We start from the raw sequence: 16,270 nt of genomic DNA on the forward strand, positions 1-16,270 counted from the left end.
TTCGCAACCCTGAGCGTTGCGAAAGTGGCTTTCGCAACAGCGGCGGCACCGTCAGCGGACAGGCAGCGGGGCCGTCAGGAGAAGCACCGGATCGGGGCGCCGTTGAAGGTGACCATGTCCGCCAGCGCGGCACCCAGGTCTATCGGCGCGCCCCACTCGAGACCGTCCAGTTCGGCATACGCCCGGTGCAGGTTCGCCGGCAGCCGCTCCTGTTCGGACAGTGCCGCGTAGGGCCCCAGATCCGCTTCGCGAGCGGCCTGAAGCGGTGTCAACCCGGCGGCCTTCCCGTACGAAGCGAGTTTCTGCAGGAAGCCCAGGTATCCGTCGACGACGTCGATCGCTTCGGGGCCGCACACCGGCCCGTGGCCCGGCACGATCGTCTCCGGTTCCAGCTCGCGAACCAGGTCCAGCGCCTTCCGCCAGCCGGCCGGTGAGCCCATCAAAGCGAACGGACTGCCGCCGTTGAAGATCAGGTCGCCGACGAACAGCACCCGCCGTTCCGGCAGCCAGACGAGGACGTCGTTGGTGGTGTGCGCGGCGTGTCCGGGGTGGATCAGCTCCAGCCGGACGTCGCCGGCGTGCACGGTCAGCCGGTCGTCGAACAGCACCTCGGGCGGCCGCAGCTCCAGATGGCCCCAGTCGTTGCCGGTGAACGAGTTCTCGTAGGTGTTGATCCCGGTGGCGACCATCACTTCGCGCGTCTTCCGGTGCCCGACGATCGTGGCGCCGGTCGCCAGGTGGTTGCCGTTCGTGTGGTCGCCGTGGTGATGCGTGTTGACCACGGTGGTCACCGGCGCCCCGCCCGCCGACTCCGCCGTCGCCAGCAGCGCCCTGGTACGCCGTTCGGTGGCACAGGTGTCGATCACCACCGTGTGATCGCCCGCGGCGACGATCCCACAGTTGTTGATCCACCACGAGCCGTCCGGCTGGACGTACCCGAAGACACCATCGGTGACCTGCCTGGCGAAGGGGGATTGGTCCACTCGGTCACTATGCCGGACCGGCGTGCCCGAAATGTGACGAGATCGCTCCGCCACCAGGGTGACGTACCAGGTGACTGGTGTTTTCGGGCGTTTCCTGGAACGCTGCGCAATGTCATCATCGAACCCCTCAAGGTGAAGTACCCTGGGTGGGTTCGAGTATTCGCGCGCAGGACCGCGGGCAGCCGCGGTCCTGGTTATGTGGTCCGGGAGAGCAAGGCGATGGCCAGCACCGTCACCTCGCGCCGGAAGCAGCTCGGGAACGAGCTCCGGCATGCCCGCAACGCCGCGCGGATGACACAGCAGCAGGTCGCCGAGGTTCTCGGCTGCACCCAGGGCAAGGTCAACAAGATCGAGTCCGGTGCCGTCGGGGTCAAGCTCGGGGATGTGCGATCCATGCTGAACGCGTTCGGGATCAACGGCGACGAGGCCGACACGTTGATGAACCTGGCCCGTGCCGCGGCCGGGCAGCGCGGCCACTGGTCCGGCTACCGATCCGTGGTGCCGCACTGGTTCCGCACCTTCACCGACCTCGAACCGGCGGCCGCGGAGATCCTCACCTGGCACGGCGAGCGCATCCCCGGCCCGTTGCAGTCCGAGCACTACATGCTCAAGCAGTTCACCGAAGCGGGTGCCACCGACGTGACCTCACTGGTCCGCAACCGGCTGGACCGCAAGGCCGTCTTCGAACAGCAGCAGCCGCCCTACTACCGGTTCATCATCAGCGAAGGCGCCTTGCGCCGCGCTCCCGGCGGCTCCGCCCCGGCGGTGATGCTGGACCAGGTCGAGCATCTGCTGGCACTGGACAAGCATCCGCGCGTGTATGTGCACGTGTTGCCGTTCGGCGCGCGGCTCGCCGCGGTGCCCAACGATTTCACCATCATGCGTTTTCCCGACCGCACCAGGGATTTCGTCTACATCGAACATTCCGCGGGCGGGTTGTACCTCGACGACGTCAAGGACTTCAACATCTTCGTCGACTCTTGGGACCGGCTGCGCGGCGCCGCGCTGGAGCGCCAGGAGACCCGGCAGTTCCTCAAGGAGCTCGCCGAGCTGTACAGAACCCAGATGCAATCCTGAGATGGATTCGCGGTTCCTGCCCGACGGCGTGGATCTCGAGCGGCCCAACGCCGCCCGGATCTACGACTGGGCGCTCGGCGGGACCGCGAACTGGGCGGTGGACAGGGAATTCGGCGAACAGCTGGTCAAGACCTTCCCGCTCATCCGCTCGCTCGCCAGGGCCAACCGCGCCTTCCTCGGCCGCGCGGTGCGGCATTGCGCCGAGCACGGGGTGAACCAGTTCCTCGACCTCGGATCCGGCGTGCCGACGGTCGGCAACGTCCACGAGATCGCCGACGACGTCGACGGCGACAGCCGGTGCGTGTACGTCGACAACGAACCGGTCGCCGTGGCGCACGCCAGGATCCTGCTGGAGAAGAACGGGGATCCCGCCAGGCACGCGGTGCTCGGCGGCGACCTGCGCGACCCGGACGACATCTGGGAACGCGCCATCGACACCGGCGTGCTCGATCCGGCGAAGCCGGTGGCCCTGCTCACCGTCGCGGTCCTGCATTTCGTGCCGGACCCCGGGCTCCCCGACGTCATCGCGCGATACCGGCGCCTGCTGCCCGCGGGCTCCTTCTACGTCCTGTCCCACGTCACGATGTCCGGCGTGGAAGGTGACGAGCTGGACCAGGTCCAGCGCGTCGTGAAGCAGTACGAGCAGTCGAGCACGCCCGCGTCCTTTCGCGACAAGGAAGAGATCCTCGGTTTTTTCGGCGATTTCGACCTCGTGGCACCGGGTCTGGTCCCGGTCGGCGCATGGCGGCTGGACGACCCCCACTCGCCTGCGCTTAACTGCGCCATCGGCGGGGTCGCCCGCAAACCCGGTTTCTGACGAGGTGTGACGGTATGACGACGCAGCAGGACCCCGAAGTTCCCGAAGGTGTCGATCTCGAACGACCCAACGTGGCCAGGGTGTACGACTGGTTCCTCGGCGGTTCGGCCAACTGGGCCATCGACCGCGAGTTCGGCACGCAGGTGCTGAAGCAGTTCCCGGAGGTCAAGACGTTCGCCCGCGTCGGCCGCGACTTCCTCGGCCGCGGCGTGGGTTACCTGGCCCGTCAGGGGATCACGCAGTTCCTCGACATCGGCTCAGGCGTGCCTACCGTCGGCAACGTCCACCAGATCGCGAGCGCGATCAACCCCGACTCGCGGGTCGTGTACGTGGACATCGAGCCGGTCGCCGTCGCGCATTCCCAGCTGCTGCTGGAACGGGAGGGGCTGCTCGGGCGGCACGCGGTCCTGCAGGGCGACGTGCGGGATCCCGCCGACATCTGGAAACGCGCCCTCGAGACCGGGGTGATCGACCCGCGGCAGCCGATCGGGCTGGTGCTGGTCGGCCTGCTGTACTTCCTCGGCCCGGAGGAGCCCGTGCACGAGATGGTCCAGCGGTACCTCGATTTCCTGCCGTCGGGTTCGTACTTCCTGTCCTCGCATCTGACCGAGGACGGCGTCACCCGCAAGGAAGGCGACAACCGGGAGAACGTCCAGGAGCTGTACAAGAAGACGAGCGCGCCGTTCCATCTGCGGTCCCGCGCGGAGTTCGCCGCGTTCTTCGACGGGCTGGAGATGGTGGAGCCGGGCATCGACTGGATGGCCACCTGGCATCTCGACGAAGCGGATTCCCGGGCGAGCGACCGGTTCGCGGACGACCCGACCTTCACCGGCGGACTCGGCGGGCTGGGCCGCAAGCCCTGAGCGGTCAGGCCCGGCCGGTCAGATGCCCGATCCCGAACAGGGGCGTCAGCTCGAACTGACCTTCGAGCGGCCGGCCGGTCCTGATCAGGTCCCGGTGCGCGCCGGGCGCGTCGACTTCGGAGTTCCACGGCGGCTGTTTGCGCAGCGGGGCCTGGATGAGGCTGAACCCGAACCGCTGACGCAGTTCGAGCCCGATGGTGCGGTGGTGGTGCTTCGCCGAGGCCAGGCGTTCGTCCTCACGGCGGAACAGCAGCGTGGTGAGACGGACGGCCATGGCGGTCACACCCCCCGGCTCGGACGCGGCAACCGCGCCTGGTCGGCCGAACCGGCGAGGCCGAGGCAACGCTCACAGGGCATCCCCGAACCGACGGGGACCCATTCCAAGTGGTCGTACGGCATCGCGGCGCCGCAGCGGGCGTGCAGAAACTCGGGGTGCGAACCCCCGGTGTGCAAGTCGAAGAGATGCGCGGAGCGGCGGCTTTCGCCCGCTGTCCCGGCCATGAGCCTGCCGACGGCGAGTACCGTCGCCGGCATGGTGTCCTGAATGATCACGCTGATCCTCCCCCACGAGGTCGGCGGTGGGTGGTCATGCGCCGCGGGGTGGGTGTCCCCGCCGGTCACCTGCCGTCGGTGGCCTGCCGGAACGGCGAAACTCCCTGCTGACGCACCCGGTGACGTCCGTCGCCGGGATGTCCGCGTACTGCGAGCGAATCACCAACAACCGAGCCCCGGCCGCTGCGATTAATCCTACTCCTGGAATAATCTTCATGTCGAGGGTGGGCGGAGTTGATCACCCACTTGGCCGTGCGGGATAGTCCCGTTGAGGCAGGGAGAAGCCGGGACGGTGACGGTTCGCGCAGGTCGCGGCCCGCACCCCCGACCGACGTTCGGAGGTACGACCAATGGCCGATTATCCATCGGCGGCGGATTACGATCCGACCACGGCCGTGTCGCTGTTCGACGACTCCGCGTGGGAGAAATCCTTCGCGAGTGAGCCCAACGGGGGGAACTGCGTCGAGGTCAATCTCGGCAGGGAAGGCCTGGTGGGGGTCCGTGACACCAAGCTGGCCCAAAGTCCCGTCTTCGTCTTCGATTCCGGTGAGTGGAACGCCTTCCTCGAGGCGGTCAAGGCCGGACAGTTCGATTTGACCCCATGACGAAAGGCTCGCGTGCCCATCGGGACACGCGAGCCATCCGACCTTCGGTCACTTCGAGTCACACCGTGGCGGGGAGCCCGTTCCCGCGCAGCCTGGATTTCGTTCTGCGCCAGGCGACGGCGATCAGGACGGCGAGGACGATCAGCGGGATCAGGCTGATCGACCAGCTCACCGCCATCGGCGGACCCGGCTGTTCGAGCACCGCCAGATCCCGCAGTTCTCCCGTGCCCTTGCCCGCGGGGCCCTCGATCTCGAACCGGAACGTCCACGAGCCCTGTGTCTGCAGGGCACGGATGTCCAGCCCCCACACCTCCAGTTTCCGCGGATGCTTCGCGAGCGGTTGCGGACGGCCCAGCCGCCCGGTCTCCGGATTGACGAACGCGAGCGTCCCCGACTTGCCGGCGATCCCGTCGTCCGGGATGAACGTGAAGTCCAGCGATTGCATGGCGCGCAAGGGCCACGTGCTGAATCCGACCGTCATCCCGTACGGACCGACCTGGACCCGTTCGGTGTGGACGATGTTCACCGGTTCGTAGGCGTTCGCCGCGGGCGTGGTCGCGAACAGCAGACCGATCGCCGCCACCAGGGCCAGCAGTGTCTTACGCATGCGCGTTGTCCCCCTTCGCCGGGGCCAGCAGCCCCAGCATCCCGCCGAAGCGCCACCCGGCGAACCCGCCGAGCAGCCCGGCCACCGCGCCGGCGGCGGCCGTCGCGAACACGACCGCCCACGGCATCCGGTCGGCGCCGTAGACGATCGCGTTCTGGATCGGCATGCTCGCGCCGACCAGGAGACCGCCGATCGCGCCCGCCAGCACCGAAACGCGGCCCGCGGACCAGCCGCGCCGCGAAAGCAGATACACCGCTTCGAGCACGGCCGCGATGGGCAGCAGCGCCATCGGCATCATCGAGGGCATCGCGGGAACGCCGTCGATGTAGTCGCGCATGGGCAGACCGACGGCTCCCGCGTACGCCTCCGCGGCCCAGGGCGAGAACCACCACGTGATCGCCTGGATGACCGCCAGTGCCGCGGCGACCCGGACCGCGCCGCCGGGCCGTGCCCAGAATCCGGCGCCCGCCGAGACCAGCAGCACCGAAAGCAGCGCGATGCCGACGGAGACGACGTCGAGCCCGTCGACGTCGATCTGCTGCAGCCCCAGCACGGTCACCGTGCTGAACGCGATCAGCACACCGAGGCTGCCGACCACGCCGACGGTGCCCCAGCGGTGTTCCCGAGCGGCCGCGAACACCATGACCGTGCCGATGATGCTCAGCGTGATCGACAGCAGCAGCCCGATGTGCGGCGGTGAGTCGATCACCGCGTCAAAGCCGTAGAGGCCGTGCCACCACTGGTCCCACAGGCCGTACAGCAGGAACATCGCCGCGCCCGTACCGGTCACCAGGTAGCCGGCCGGTGCGGCGAAGACCTTGCCGAAGACATTGATCGCGCGGCCGCCGACCCTGGCATCGACCGGGCGGCCTGCCCGGCGCGCCGCCGTGGTCATCAGCACGACCACGAGGCTCGCGAGCCCGGAGATCGCGCTGCCCGAATACAGGAACAGGTGCGGCATCGTGAAGAAAGTGTCCGGACCGACATCGCCGTGCCATTGGATGTCCCAGGTCAGCCCGATCAGCGAGATCACCGATCCGGCCAGCACCGTGCCCGCCGGTACGAGACCGGTGCGTTCACTTCGCGCCACCGAGACGGCCCTCGCTCCTCCCGCGGTGAGATCCATACCCCCGACCTCTCTCTCTTTACTTGACCAGCAAAGGAAAAACGTGCTGCGTGGCGCCGGACGGCCCGCGCAGTGAAACGGTGATCTCCCATTGCCCCGACATCGGCAGCAGGACGTCGCCGGTGCGGAACCGGCCAGGCCCCTCCGCGATCGCGGGCGACGGGGCGAGCGCGTGCCCCATCTGCGGCATCACGGGTTCGAGGGTGACGACGTCCGGCGTGGCGCCCATGACGGTCAGCGCGAAGACATTCCCGCCTTGGTGCGGATCTTCGACCGACAGCTGCACCGTGTACGGGCCCTGTGTCGAGCGCTGGACCTGCGCGCCGCCGCTGCTCGGCCAGACCAGCCAGGCCACGATCGCCACCACGAGCACCGAGACGACGGAAATCAGCAGGACGGGCTTACGTCTGTCCACTGTGGAACTCATTGCGGTGCCCCTTCCGCCGGGACCTCGATCTGCAGGGGCACGGTCAGCACCGTGTAGTCGCGTTCGGCCTGCAACCAGATCCGGTACTTGCCGGGCGCGGAGAAGGTGTAGGTGAACGGGACGTCGGGGCCGTACGCGGCGACGGTCTCATCCGGTTTTCCCGGCATACCAGGGGATTGCGGGATCATCGAGTGCACATGGGCCCAGGTCGGCGCGGCAGCGGCATCCGCGCCGACCCGGCTGTCGTCGGTGATCGGGCCGACGACGATCAGATGGCCGAGCATCCCCAGCCAGGGTTGGAGATCCGCTTTGCCGAACCGCGCGGTGATCGTGGTCGGCGTCCCCGGTTCGACCTCGACGTCGACCGGATTCCCGTGCACGAACCGCTTCCCCGCGCCGGCGGGTACGGGTTCGGCGGCGGAGTCCTTTCCGGACGCGACACCCAGCGTGGTGCGGGCCAGTTGCACGCCGCCGCCTCGCCGGGCGAGTTCCGCGGCGACGGCGTAGGTCCCGGCCTCGGGCGGGGTGAACTTCACCCGGTAGTCACCAGGGCCGACCCGCACCGGATGCAGATGCCACAGCCTGCCCGTCGGCGAGATGACGACGAGATGGATCAAGGCGTTGTCGTGCACCAAAAGGTCGTCGACGGGGCGGCCGGTCGCGCCGTCGGCGACGGCGATCCGGACCTCGGCGAGACCGCCGGATCGCGCGTTCGGCGAGTGCACGGCCAGATTCACCGGCGGCCGGGAGAAGTCCACAGTGGACATCTGCGCGTTCGCGTACGGGTCCTGGATGTTGTCGATCGTCGGGTCCAGCGCGGTACCGGGCGCGGGCGGCGGCGGGGTGGACGCGGAGAGCATCGCGCCGGTGATCGCGACCGCGAGCGCGGCGACCATCCCGCCGGCGGGGATCAGCGCGAGCTGCGGTCGCCGGACGCGCATCGCGACGACGAGGCCGAGCACCAGGAACACGCCCGCGGCGACAAAACCGCCGAAGGTGGCCTTCTCCCACGGCGGGATGACCCTGGCCGGGACGATGAACGGGATCGACGCGGTGTCCGTCCCGTCGTCGAGGCCGAGTTCCCACGGCCCCGGCTGGTCGACCCGCAGCTGCGCCGCATGGGCACCCGGTTTCCCGTCCAGCCGCACGGTGGTTTCGGAAAACGTCGTCCCGGCGGCCGACGCGCGCAGTTTCAGCGTTCCCGGCGCGCTTCCGGTGTGCGTGACGACGTCGACGTGCAGCGGCCCGGGCGCGATGTCCATCCGGCGCAGGATGACCGTGAGATCCCGGGTGCCGAGCGTCTGCGCGACCTGGACGTCCGCGCCGCTCGACACGCCGTCCGCCTGGGCCGTGCCGCCCAGCAGAAAGGGCGCCAGCGCGCAGAGCGCGAGTACACGGGCGATGATCAACGGCGTCGTGCGCCGCCCCCTCGGTGAATTCCCCATCCCGGCTGAAGTTAACGACGATGGTCGGGGAAAGCGTCACGGCGCGGGGTGAACCGAGGTCCCCCGTAAAGGGGACGAGAACCCTTACCGCGGGTGGGGGTCTCAGCTGAGCAGAAACGGTTTCAGGTTTTCCAGCAGGGCGTGAGGACGTTCTTCGGCGAGGAAATGACCGCATTCGTCGATCGCCGTACCGGAGACGTCGTTCGCGTAGTCCTGCCAGATCTCCAGCGTCGGCAGCTTTCCCAGCAGACCGCTCGCCCCCCACAGCGCGAGCACGGGGAGTTCGAGGCGGCGACCCGCGTCGAAATCGGCGTCGTCCGCTTCCGCGTCGTACGGGAAGGACGCGCGGTAGTCGTCGAAGCCGGCCCGCAGGGCACCCGGCGCGGAGAACGCGCGGACGTATTCGTCGACGGCCTCCCGGCTCAGTCCTTGCCGCTGATGCGTCCAGCGTTCGAAGAAGTAGCCGAGGTAGGCGGCGATGTCCCGGCCGGCGAGCAGTTCCGGCAGATCCGGCTGGAGGTGGAACAGCCAGTGCCAGTAGGCGCGGCCGATCTCGCTATCGAGGCGTTTCCAGAGTTCCCTGGTGGGGATGATGTCGAGCACGGCGAGCCGGTCGACCTGATCGGCCCGGTCCAGTGCCCAGCGGTGGGCGACCCGGCCGCCGCGGTCGTGCCCGACGGCGGACACTCGCCCGAAACCCAGGTGGGTGGCGAGGGCGGCGACGTCCGCCGCCATCGTGCGTTTGTCGTAGCCGTCGCGGGGTTTGTCCGATTTGCCGTAGCCGCGCAGATCAGGGGCGATGACGGTATGCGTTTCGGCCAGTTCGCCGATGATCTCGTGCCAGCAGAAGGACGTCTGCGGCCACCCGTGCAGGAGGAAGAGCGCGGGGCCCTCTCCGGCACGCAGGTAGTGCAGGCGGATGCCGTTGACCGAAGCGGTCTCGCTATCTAACCGGTTCATGGGGTTAGACGGTAGATCGCCGTCCTAACCGATGGCAACGGTTAGAATTGCCGGATGGAGTGGGTCTTCGACGGCGGGCGACCGTGCCTCGACCTCGTGAACACCGTGCGCGAGCGGCACGAGGACAGCCGGGAGCTGCTCACCGACCCTGCCGCCCTCGTGGAATGGCTGCGGCTCATGGGCTTCGCCGTCACTGAGGCGAGTGCGGACGAACTGTCGGCCGCGCGGACACTGCGGGAAGCTGTCGACAAAGTGCTGTTGGGTGATCCGCGGCCTGCGGATGTCCTCCTGGTCAACGAGATGGCGTCCGGCGCGCCGTCGCCGTGGCTGCGTTACGACGACGGCAAGCCGGTGAAGNTCAACGAGATGGCGTCCGGCGCGCCGTCGCCGTGGCTGCGTTACGACGACGGCAAGCCGGTGAAGGAGCTGAGGCCGGTGTCGGTCGTCGCCGCGCTCGGCGCGCTCGCGGCCGACGCGATCGACCTCGCGACCGAGGACATCGCGGTCCGGAGCTGCGCCGCCGACGACTGTGGCCTGCGGTTCTGCGACGCCTCGCCGAGGCGGTCGCGCCAGTGGTGCTCGATGGCGCGCTGTGGCAACCGGGCGAAGGCCCGCGCCCACTACGCCCGAACCCGAAAGCGCGTTTAGAGGACTAAATTCCGCCGAGGAAACGATACGCGCGGGGGTGGGCCCGGAACCAGACGTTGAGCCTGCCGATCCGGCGCACGAGCGAAGACCGCAACGGCATCGGCACCAGCCCGCCGACCAGCCGCACCACCGTGCGGAACCGGTCGAACCGGCGCTGGTCCCGGACCGTCCACTGTAGACCGAGACGATCCCGCAGCGCGGGTGGCAGCGTGGCGCGGATGACGAACATCTGCCCTCGATACTGCCATCGCTGAAGCCGTGTCCAGCGTTCGTCGGGCAGCCATCGCCACGGTTTCTTCACCGTGCGGATCGTTTCGAACAACGTCGAGATCGTCTCGTTCGGGCCGAAACCGTCGATCATTTCCGCGTAGTACCGCTCGAATTCCGGCCACGTCGGCGGCATGTCCTGCTCGCGCAGACCGAGGAGCCGTCCGACGTCGCACATCTGCGCGTAGTACTCGTCCAGTTCGGACGGGTTCATCGGGGTGCCGTAGAACCGTTGTGTGTCAACGGGAACCATGACGAGCGTGGCGTGCACCCAGGCGTACGCGCGCGGGTTCAGCGCGCTGTAACGGTGACCGTCGTCGACGCCGGTGAACGACCGGTGCAGTGCGCGCAGCCGGTCGGCCTCGTAGCGCGCGCCCTCCGGGCCGCCGTAGATGTAGATGGACAGCGAGGCGGCCGTGCGCATGAGCCGGGTCCACGGATCTTCGACGTAGTCGGAATGATCCCGAACCCCGGCCGCGACGACCGGATGCGCGACCTGCAGTACCAGCACCTGGCCCGCCAGAAGTCCGGCCCGGAAGTCGCCGAAGTACCGCCACGCCGCCGTCCCCTTGACGATCGGCGGACCGGTCATGACGCGCCGCGGACGAGCATCATCAACGACTGCGCCACCTCGACGCCGTCGTCACCCGTGGCCAGCCTGCGCAACTGGAGGCCGGCGATCAGCGCGACGACCGGGCCGGTCAGCCGCTCCGGCGACGGCACACCGAGCGTTTTCAGGATCACCAGCGCGAGTTCGTCGTAGGCGGCGAAACACCGGGCGGCCGCGTCCTGAAGCCCGGGGTCGCGCGCGGCCTGCAGGTACAGCTCGTGCGCGCCGAGTTCGTCGGTGCCGAAGGGCAGCTGCGCGATGACCTGCTCCACCACCGACGCGGCCTGCTCGACGCTCAAGCCCTGTTCGCGGTACGTATCGACGAACCCGGTCAGCTTCGTGGTCTCTTCCTCGACGAACAGCAGCATCGCCTCGCGCAGCAACGCCGTCTGGCTGGGGAAATGGTAGGTCAGCGTGCCGAGCGAGACTTCGGCCTGCCGCGCGATCCGGCGGTTGGTCAGCCCGCCGACGCCCTGTTCCCCGACCACCTTGAGCGCGGCGTGGAGAATGGCTTCGCGGGTGTTCACCAAGCGGTCTCGGGTTTGCGGTCCTGCCACCGTTCGACCTCTTCCAGTTGCGCGGCCAGCGAGATCAGCCGTTCCTCGGCGTGCGAGGGGCCGAGCAGCTGCCCGCCGAGCGGCAGTCCTTCCCGGCTCAGTCCGGCGGGGACGTTGACGCCCGGCCAGCCCAGCACGTTCCACGGCCAAGCGTAGGGGCACGCGGCGATCATGGCCTGGTCGGTCTGCCAGCCGGAGAGCGCGTCGAAGCTGCCGATCCGCGGTGGCGGCGTGGCCGTGGTCGGCGTGAGGACGACGTCCACCCGGCCGAACACCGAGCCGATCTGCCGTTGCAGCAACGGTTCCGTGGCGCGGGCGAGCCGAAGCGCCGGCCCGGCCAGCACCGAACCCTGCCGGGCGTTGGCGCGCGTGCGCGGGTCGAGCCGCGCCTGGTCCGGTACGCGACGGGACCAGTCACGCACGCCGACGAGCGAACGCGGCAGGAAGGTGAGGCCGATCAGCCGGTAGTCGGGTTCGATCTCGACGATCTCGTGGCCGAGTTCGGCGAACCGCTCCGCGAGCCGGACGACGGCCGCGTGCGCTTGCGAATCGAGCCGGGTTTTCGTCGCGGTGAAAGGGATCCTGGTGGACAGCCCGATCCGCATCCGGCCCGGTTCGCGGCGGGCGGCCGCCTGGAACGCGGTGCCGGTCCCGGCGGCGACGTCGAGCAGCAGGGCCGCGTCGGCGACGGTGCGCGCGAGCGGGCCGACCACGGTCAGCCCGTGGAAGAGCTCGCGTTCGGTCGGGACACGGCCGCGCTGCGGTTTGATCCCGACCAGATCGGTCCACGCGGCCGGGATCCGGATCGACCCGGCCCCGTCGGAACCCAGCGCGGCGGCGATCACCCCCGACGCGATGGCCGCCGCCGCGCCGCCGGAGGAACCGCCCGGGGTGCGCTCGGTGTCCCACGGATTGCGGGTCGCGCCGAACGCCGGGCCTTCGGTGAACGGCCACTGGCCGAGTTCGGGGGTGTTGGTCTTGCCGATGAGCACCGCGCCCGCCCGGCGGAGCGCGGCGACGGGCGGGGAGTCCGCCGTCGCGACGGCGAAGTCGCCTTCGCAGCCGAATGCCGTCGGCAGGCCGGCGACGTCGAGGTCGTCCTTGATGGCGGTGGGGACGCCGAGCAGGGGAGCGGTCTCGCCGGCGGCGAGACGTCGGTCGGCTTCCTCCGCCTCGCGAAGGGCTTCTTCGGCGCGAAGGCATTTGAAGGCGTTGAGAACGGGCTGACTCGCTTCGGCCCGCTCCAGCGCTTGACGAGTGAGTTCGACGGAAGTGACCGCGCCACTGGCGAGCAGCGAGGCCTGTTCGGCCAGGCCGGTGAACGCGAGGTCCGGTTTCGAGGTGGTCATGGTTCCCCCTGCACGTCTCGTTCGTTCAAACGAACGATACCATCGGGTGGCTTCGGTGTGGTTACGTGACTTTCATGAACCTCGATCGCTTCCCCCGCGTCGACCTCGGCGGCTACCCCACGCCGCTGCATCCCGCCCCGCGGCTGGGCGAGGCCCTCGGCCTGCCGAACCTGCTGCTCAAACGGGATGACGTGCATCCACTCGGCGTGGGCGGGAACAAACTGCGCAAACTCGAGTTCCTGCTCGGCGCGGCGATCGAAAACGGCGCCGACACGGTGATCACGTTCGGCGCGCTGCAGACCAACCACGGCCGCCAGACCGCCGCGGCCTGCGCGAAGCTCGGATTGCGGTGCGAGCTCGTCCTGACGGCGAAGGTTCCTCGCGAAGGCGACGCGTACGAACGGTCCGGCAACGTCTCCCTCGATCATCTCTTCGGTGCGAACGTGCACATCTGCCGCGACGGCGAGGAGACCGGCAGGACCTACGAGCGGCTGATCACCGAGGCCGCGGCCGAGGGCCGCGAGGTGGCCACGTTCCCGGTCGGCGGTTCCGACGGCGTCGGGGCGCTCGGGTACGTCGCGGCCGCGCGGGAGATCGCCGGGCAGCTCGGTGAGCTGGACATCACCAAGGCGCGGCTGGTCGCCCCGCACGCCAGCGGCGGGACCTCCGCCGGGCTCATCGTCGGAACGGCGGACCTCGATTGGCTGACGCTGGACATCGCCTGCGTCAGCCATCCGGTCGACGAGGCCCTCGACAACCTGGCCGACCTCACCATCGCGGCCTCCGTGCTGCTCGGGAGCGAGCCGCCGTCACTCGACGGCCTGCGCATCGACGACCGCACGATCGGTCCCGGTTATGGGATCCCGACCGCCGGGACGTGGGACGCGGTGCGGCTTTTCGGCCGCACGGAAGGGATCGCGCTCGATCCCGTGTACACCGGCAAAGTGGGCGCCGCGCTGATCGAGTGGGCCGCCGAAGGCCATTTCGCGCCCGGCGAGCACGTTGTCTTCCTGCACACGGGCGGTCTGCCCGGCCTCTACGGTTACGCCCCCGAATTCGCCGACGCGGTGCGCCGCTGACGCGACCTTCAGCATCCCGGCGATCAGGATCACGTGCGCCACCAGCGAAACCCGCTGCATGACGCCGACCGGCGCGATGTCGGTCAGTGTCATGAAGAACGGGATGTCGGACAGGCGCACGAAGATGAAGCTGAGCCCGAAGACGATCAACCCGGCGGCGCTGCCCCACGCCAGGCGGCCGACCAGCTTGGCCGCGGGCGTGCCGCGCAGGTTGTCGCGCAGGGTGAACCCGGCGGCGGGCAGGCTGAGGAACGCGATGAGGCAGGCGTACAGGTGGATCTCGCCGCTGACCGGATCGGGGAATTCGGGGTAGCTCGCCGGGAAGATCGCGGCCGCCGCCAGCCCGAGCGACCACAGCACGAACAGCAGTTTCGTGGTGCGGCTGAGCGGGATCCCGGCCGCGGCCAGCGCGCCGAGCGCGGTGAGCGAACCGATGGACAGGGAGAGCACGCTGGCGCCGAGCATGCCCGTGCCGCGATCGACGTAGGCGTAGCTGGACAGCGTGTCGAACACCGGATCGCGTGAGCTGATCAGGTGGAGCACGACCATGGTGAACAGTGCCCAGCCGATGGCCGCGCCCGACGCGATCAGCCAGGGCTTGGTCCGCGATCTCTCCCCAGGGAACGTCATGCGTCCAGCGTGCTCGCGCGGGCGCGGATTTCCGATCCGGGAAGCCCCCGGTTTTACCCTGGGGCTACCCCGAAGTCGACGAGTACCAGTAGCTGGTCATCGTGCCTTTTCGCGCGGGGCCAGCGCTCGCCGTCCGGGTCCTGTTTCTCCGCCGTGCGCACCGCGTCGAGGACGGCGTCCGGGCCACGCTCCCGGCTGATGGCGAGCACCTCGGGCCAGTCGAACAGGTCGTATTCGTCGACACCGATCGCGACGCCGTCCGTCGCCAGCAGCAGGGCGTCGACCTCCGAGCGCGGCCAGCTGCGGCGGACGGCTTCCGCGGCCGCCTTCGGTTCCGCCTCGGCGACCCAGAAGCCGCCCGGAGCGTTGCGTTTCGCGCGGACGTCGGCGCCGGTGCGGAGCTGGCCGCTTTCGCGCAGCGAGACGAGCCTGTCGTCGGTCAGTGGGTCGGTGCCGGAGGGCCCGAAGGCGATGATCGGGCTGTCCGCGAGCACCAGCCCGTCGACGGTGTCGTCCGTCCAGCGCGCGATCGCGACCGTGCTCGACGGCGATCGTCCCGGTTCGAGGCCCTCGCGGTGGGCGACGTCGGCGATCGACTCGGCCAGCAGCACCGCGAGATCGGCCTGGGGTTCCGCGCTCAAGGCCCGCGACAGGCTGTGCACGAGCAGACTCGCGTACCAGCCGCCGGACGGCAGATCCGGCCGCGGTGCGGTCGCCCCGTCGAGCACCACCACGGCGTTGCCGAGTACGGCGACATGGTCTTCGGTCGGGCGCGTCGCTCCGTCCGCACCTACTCCGTCCCTTTCCGCCACTGCGATTTCGACCATGACCCGACCCTAACTGTCAACCGAAGTTGACGCGGACGAGATGTCAACGTAGGTTGACGTCATGACCGAGGCGACAGATCTGGCCGCGCGAGCCGGCGACCGAGATCCCCGCGTGGGATTGCGCGCCGTCGCCGCCTTGCGCCGGCTGTTGGAACAACTCGAAGCCGTGCAGGTCCGCAGCGCGCGGGTCCACGGCTGGTCCTGGCAGGAGATCGCGGCCGAGCTGGGGGTCAGCAGGCAAGCGGTGCACAAGAAGTACGGGAGGCATTGATGTTCGAGCGCTTCACCACCGAAGCCCGCGAAGTCGTCGTCGGGGCCCAGCGCGTCGCGGCGGACGAGGTGTCCGGGAACGTCGACCCGCTGCATCTGCTGACCTCCCTCGCCCGGCACACCGGCGTGCTCGCCGCACTGGGCTGCCCGGTGGACGAACTGGCCGACGACCTCCGCCGCGTCCGGCGGCGGGGCGGGATGAGTGACGCCGACGTCGAAGCCTTGAGTGGGTTCGGCATCGACGTCGAGCACATCGTCGAGCGGGTCGAGCAGACCCACGGCCCCGGCGCGCTGACCGGCGGCCGTCGTGTGGGACGCGGTCATCGGCCGTTCACGCCGGAGGCGAAGAAGGTGCTGGAGAAGAGCCTTCGCGAAGCCATCGATGTCGGCAGCAAGCGCATCGAAGGCGAGCATCTGCTGCTCGCGCTGACCGCTGTCCCCGGTGTCGCGGCCGACGTGCTCGCGCAGCGGGGCATCGACTACCTCGCCGTCCGGCGGCTGCTTGACCAACGGGAGGCCAGCTGATCACCTCGTGAGTGGCAAGGACGGTTAGAACCGTCCAGATCGGAAG

General features: G+C 69.2%; 20 protein-coding genes and 1 pseudogene. 8 read left to right on the forward strand and 13 right to left on the reverse strand.

Annotated features, from left to right (window positions below):
- Nucleotides 1-74 precede the first annotated feature (74 nt).
- Complete coding sequence (locus tag LCL61_RS11410; RefSeq protein ID WP_340686805.1) at nucleotides 75-983, reverse strand: MBL fold metallo-hydrolase; 909 nt, start codon at nucleotides 981-983, stop codon at nucleotides 75-77.
- A gap of 219 nt (nucleotides 984-1,202) precedes the next feature.
- Between LCL61_RS11410 and LCL61_RS11415 the strand changes: the two genes are divergently transcribed.
- Genes LCL61_RS11415 through LCL61_RS11425 form a run of 3 tightly spaced genes read left to right on the forward strand, consistent with a single transcriptional unit; the run spans nucleotide 1,203 to nucleotide 3,740 of the window.
- Nucleotides 1,203-2,060 (forward strand): helix-turn-helix domain-containing protein, encoded by an 858-nt coding sequence (locus LCL61_RS11415; RefSeq protein ID WP_126733165.1) that lies wholly within the window; start codon nucleotides 1,203-1,205, stop codon nucleotides 2,058-2,060.
- A gap of 1 nt (nucleotide 2,061) precedes the next feature.
- On the forward strand, nucleotides 2,062-2,877 hold the full coding sequence (locus tag LCL61_RS11420) for an SAM-dependent methyltransferase (RefSeq protein WP_340686806.1): 816 nt from the start codon (nucleotides 2,062-2,064) through the stop codon (nucleotides 2,875-2,877).
- Between the two features lie 14 nt (nucleotides 2,878-2,891).
- Complete coding sequence (locus tag LCL61_RS11425; protein WP_340686807.1) at nucleotides 2,892-3,740, forward strand: SAM-dependent methyltransferase; 849 nt, start codon at nucleotides 2,892-2,894, stop codon at nucleotides 3,738-3,740.
- Between the two features lie 4 nt (nucleotides 3,741-3,744).
- On the opposite strand, the gene LCL61_RS11430 is transcribed toward LCL61_RS11425, so the two are convergent.
- Complete coding sequence (locus tag LCL61_RS11430; protein WP_340686808.1) at nucleotides 3,745-4,014, reverse strand: hypothetical protein; 270 nt, start codon at nucleotides 4,012-4,014, stop codon at nucleotides 3,745-3,747.
- Nucleotides 4,015-4,019: 5 nt separating this feature from the next.
- Nucleotides 4,020-4,292: a hypothetical protein gene (locus LCL61_RS11435; RefSeq protein ID WP_034310462.1), complete on the reverse strand. Its 273-nt coding sequence runs from the start codon at nucleotides 4,290-4,292 to the stop codon at nucleotides 4,020-4,022.
- Nucleotides 4,293-4,642: 350 nt separating this feature from the next.
- On the opposite strand from LCL61_RS11435, the gene LCL61_RS11440 reads away from it, so the two are divergent.
- Nucleotides 4,643-4,897: a DUF397 domain-containing protein gene (locus tag LCL61_RS11440; protein ID WP_340686809.1), complete on the forward strand. Its 255-nt coding sequence runs from the start codon at nucleotides 4,643-4,645 to the stop codon at nucleotides 4,895-4,897.
- Between the two features lie 58 nt (nucleotides 4,898-4,955).
- Here LCL61_RS11440 and LCL61_RS11445 read toward each other — a convergent pair whose 3' ends face one another.
- From LCL61_RS11445 to LCL61_RS11465, 5 genes are all read right to left on the reverse strand, one after another.
- A complete protein-coding gene (locus tag LCL61_RS11445; protein WP_340686810.1) occupies nucleotides 4,956-5,504 on the reverse strand; it encodes a hypothetical protein in 549 nt (182 codons plus the stop codon).
- Nucleotides 5,497-6,630 (reverse strand): hypothetical protein, encoded by a 1,134-nt coding sequence (locus LCL61_RS11450; RefSeq protein ID WP_340686811.1) that lies wholly within the window; start codon nucleotides 6,628-6,630, stop codon nucleotides 5,497-5,499. Before LCL61_RS11450 ends, LCL61_RS11445 begins: the two co-directional genes overlap by 8 nt.
- A gap of 19 nt (nucleotides 6,631-6,649) precedes the next feature.
- Nucleotides 6,650-7,057, reverse strand: a complete 408-nt coding sequence (locus LCL61_RS11455) for a FixH family protein (protein ID WP_340686812.1) — start codon at nucleotides 7,055-7,057, stop codon at nucleotides 6,650-6,652.
- Nucleotides 7,054-8,502: a hypothetical protein gene (locus LCL61_RS11460; RefSeq protein WP_340686813.1), complete on the reverse strand. Its 1,449-nt coding sequence runs from the start codon at nucleotides 8,500-8,502 to the stop codon at nucleotides 7,054-7,056. Before LCL61_RS11460 ends, LCL61_RS11455 begins: the two co-directional genes overlap by 4 nt.
- 102 nt (nucleotides 8,503-8,604) lie before the next feature.
- Entirely contained in the window at nucleotides 8,605-9,462 is an 858-nt protein-coding gene (locus tag LCL61_RS11465; protein WP_340686814.1) for an alpha/beta hydrolase, read from the reverse strand.
- A gap of 54 nt (nucleotides 9,463-9,516) precedes the next feature.
- Between LCL61_RS11465 and LCL61_RS11470 the strand changes: the two genes are divergently transcribed.
- Nucleotides 9,517-10,110, forward strand: a complete 594-nt coding sequence (locus LCL61_RS11470) for a CGNR zinc finger domain-containing protein (RefSeq protein ID WP_340686815.1) — start codon at nucleotides 9,517-9,519, stop codon at nucleotides 10,108-10,110.
- 4 nt (nucleotides 10,111-10,114) lie between these two features.
- Here LCL61_RS11470 and LCL61_RS11475 read toward each other — a convergent pair whose 3' ends face one another.
- The 3 genes from LCL61_RS11475 to LCL61_RS11485 are packed head-to-tail and all read right to left on the reverse strand — an operon-like array spanning nucleotide 10,115 to nucleotide 12,893.
- Entirely contained in the window at nucleotides 10,115-10,969 is an 855-nt protein-coding gene (locus LCL61_RS11475; RefSeq protein WP_340686816.1) for an oxygenase MpaB family protein, read from the reverse strand.
- A complete protein-coding gene (locus LCL61_RS11480; RefSeq protein ID WP_340688553.1) occupies nucleotides 10,966-11,514 on the reverse strand; it encodes a TetR/AcrR family transcriptional regulator in 549 nt (182 codons plus the stop codon). Before LCL61_RS11480 ends, LCL61_RS11475 begins: the two co-directional genes overlap by 4 nt.
- Complete coding sequence (locus LCL61_RS11485; protein WP_340686817.1) at nucleotides 11,511-12,893, reverse strand: amidase; 1,383 nt, start codon at nucleotides 12,891-12,893, stop codon at nucleotides 11,511-11,513. The genes LCL61_RS11480 and LCL61_RS11485 overlap by 4 nt, the downstream gene beginning before the upstream one ends.
- Nucleotides 12,894-12,967: 74 nt before the next feature.
- Here LCL61_RS11485 and LCL61_RS11490 point away from each other — a divergent pair, with 74 nt between their 5' ends.
- On the forward strand, nucleotides 12,968-13,972 hold the full coding sequence (locus tag LCL61_RS11490) for a D-cysteine desulfhydrase family protein (RefSeq protein ID WP_340686818.1): 1,005 nt from the start codon (nucleotides 12,968-12,970) through the stop codon (nucleotides 13,970-13,972).
- 78 nt (nucleotides 13,973-14,050) lie between these two features.
- Here LCL61_RS11490 and LCL61_RS11495 read toward each other — a convergent pair.
- Nucleotides 14,051-14,602: pseudogene (locus LCL61_RS11495) on the reverse strand (DUF998 domain-containing protein); the annotation flags it as partial.
- Between the two features lie 53 nt (nucleotides 14,603-14,655).
- Complete coding sequence (locus tag LCL61_RS11500; protein ID WP_340686819.1) at nucleotides 14,656-15,429, reverse strand: protein phosphatase 2C domain-containing protein; 774 nt, start codon at nucleotides 15,427-15,429, stop codon at nucleotides 14,656-14,658.
- A gap of 61 nt (nucleotides 15,430-15,490) precedes the next feature.
- Here LCL61_RS11500 and LCL61_RS11505 point away from each other — a divergent pair, with 61 nt between their 5' ends.
- Complete coding sequence (locus LCL61_RS11505) at nucleotides 15,491-15,700, forward strand: sigma factor-like helix-turn-helix DNA-binding protein (protein WP_004559389.1); 210 nt, start codon at nucleotides 15,491-15,493, stop codon at nucleotides 15,698-15,700.
- On the forward strand, nucleotides 15,700-16,224 hold the full coding sequence (locus tag LCL61_RS11510; RefSeq protein WP_340686820.1) for a Clp protease N-terminal domain-containing protein: 525 nt from the start codon (nucleotides 15,700-15,702) through the stop codon (nucleotides 16,222-16,224). Before LCL61_RS11505 ends, LCL61_RS11510 begins: the two co-directional genes overlap by 1 nt.
- The last annotated feature ends 46 nt before the right edge of the window (nucleotides 16,225-16,270 follow it).

The sequence above is a fragment of the Amycolatopsis coloradensis genome (assembly GCF_037997115.1).
In the GTDB taxonomy this organism is placed as follows: domain Bacteria; phylum Actinomycetota; class Actinomycetes; order Mycobacteriales; family Pseudonocardiaceae; genus Amycolatopsis; species Amycolatopsis coloradensis_A.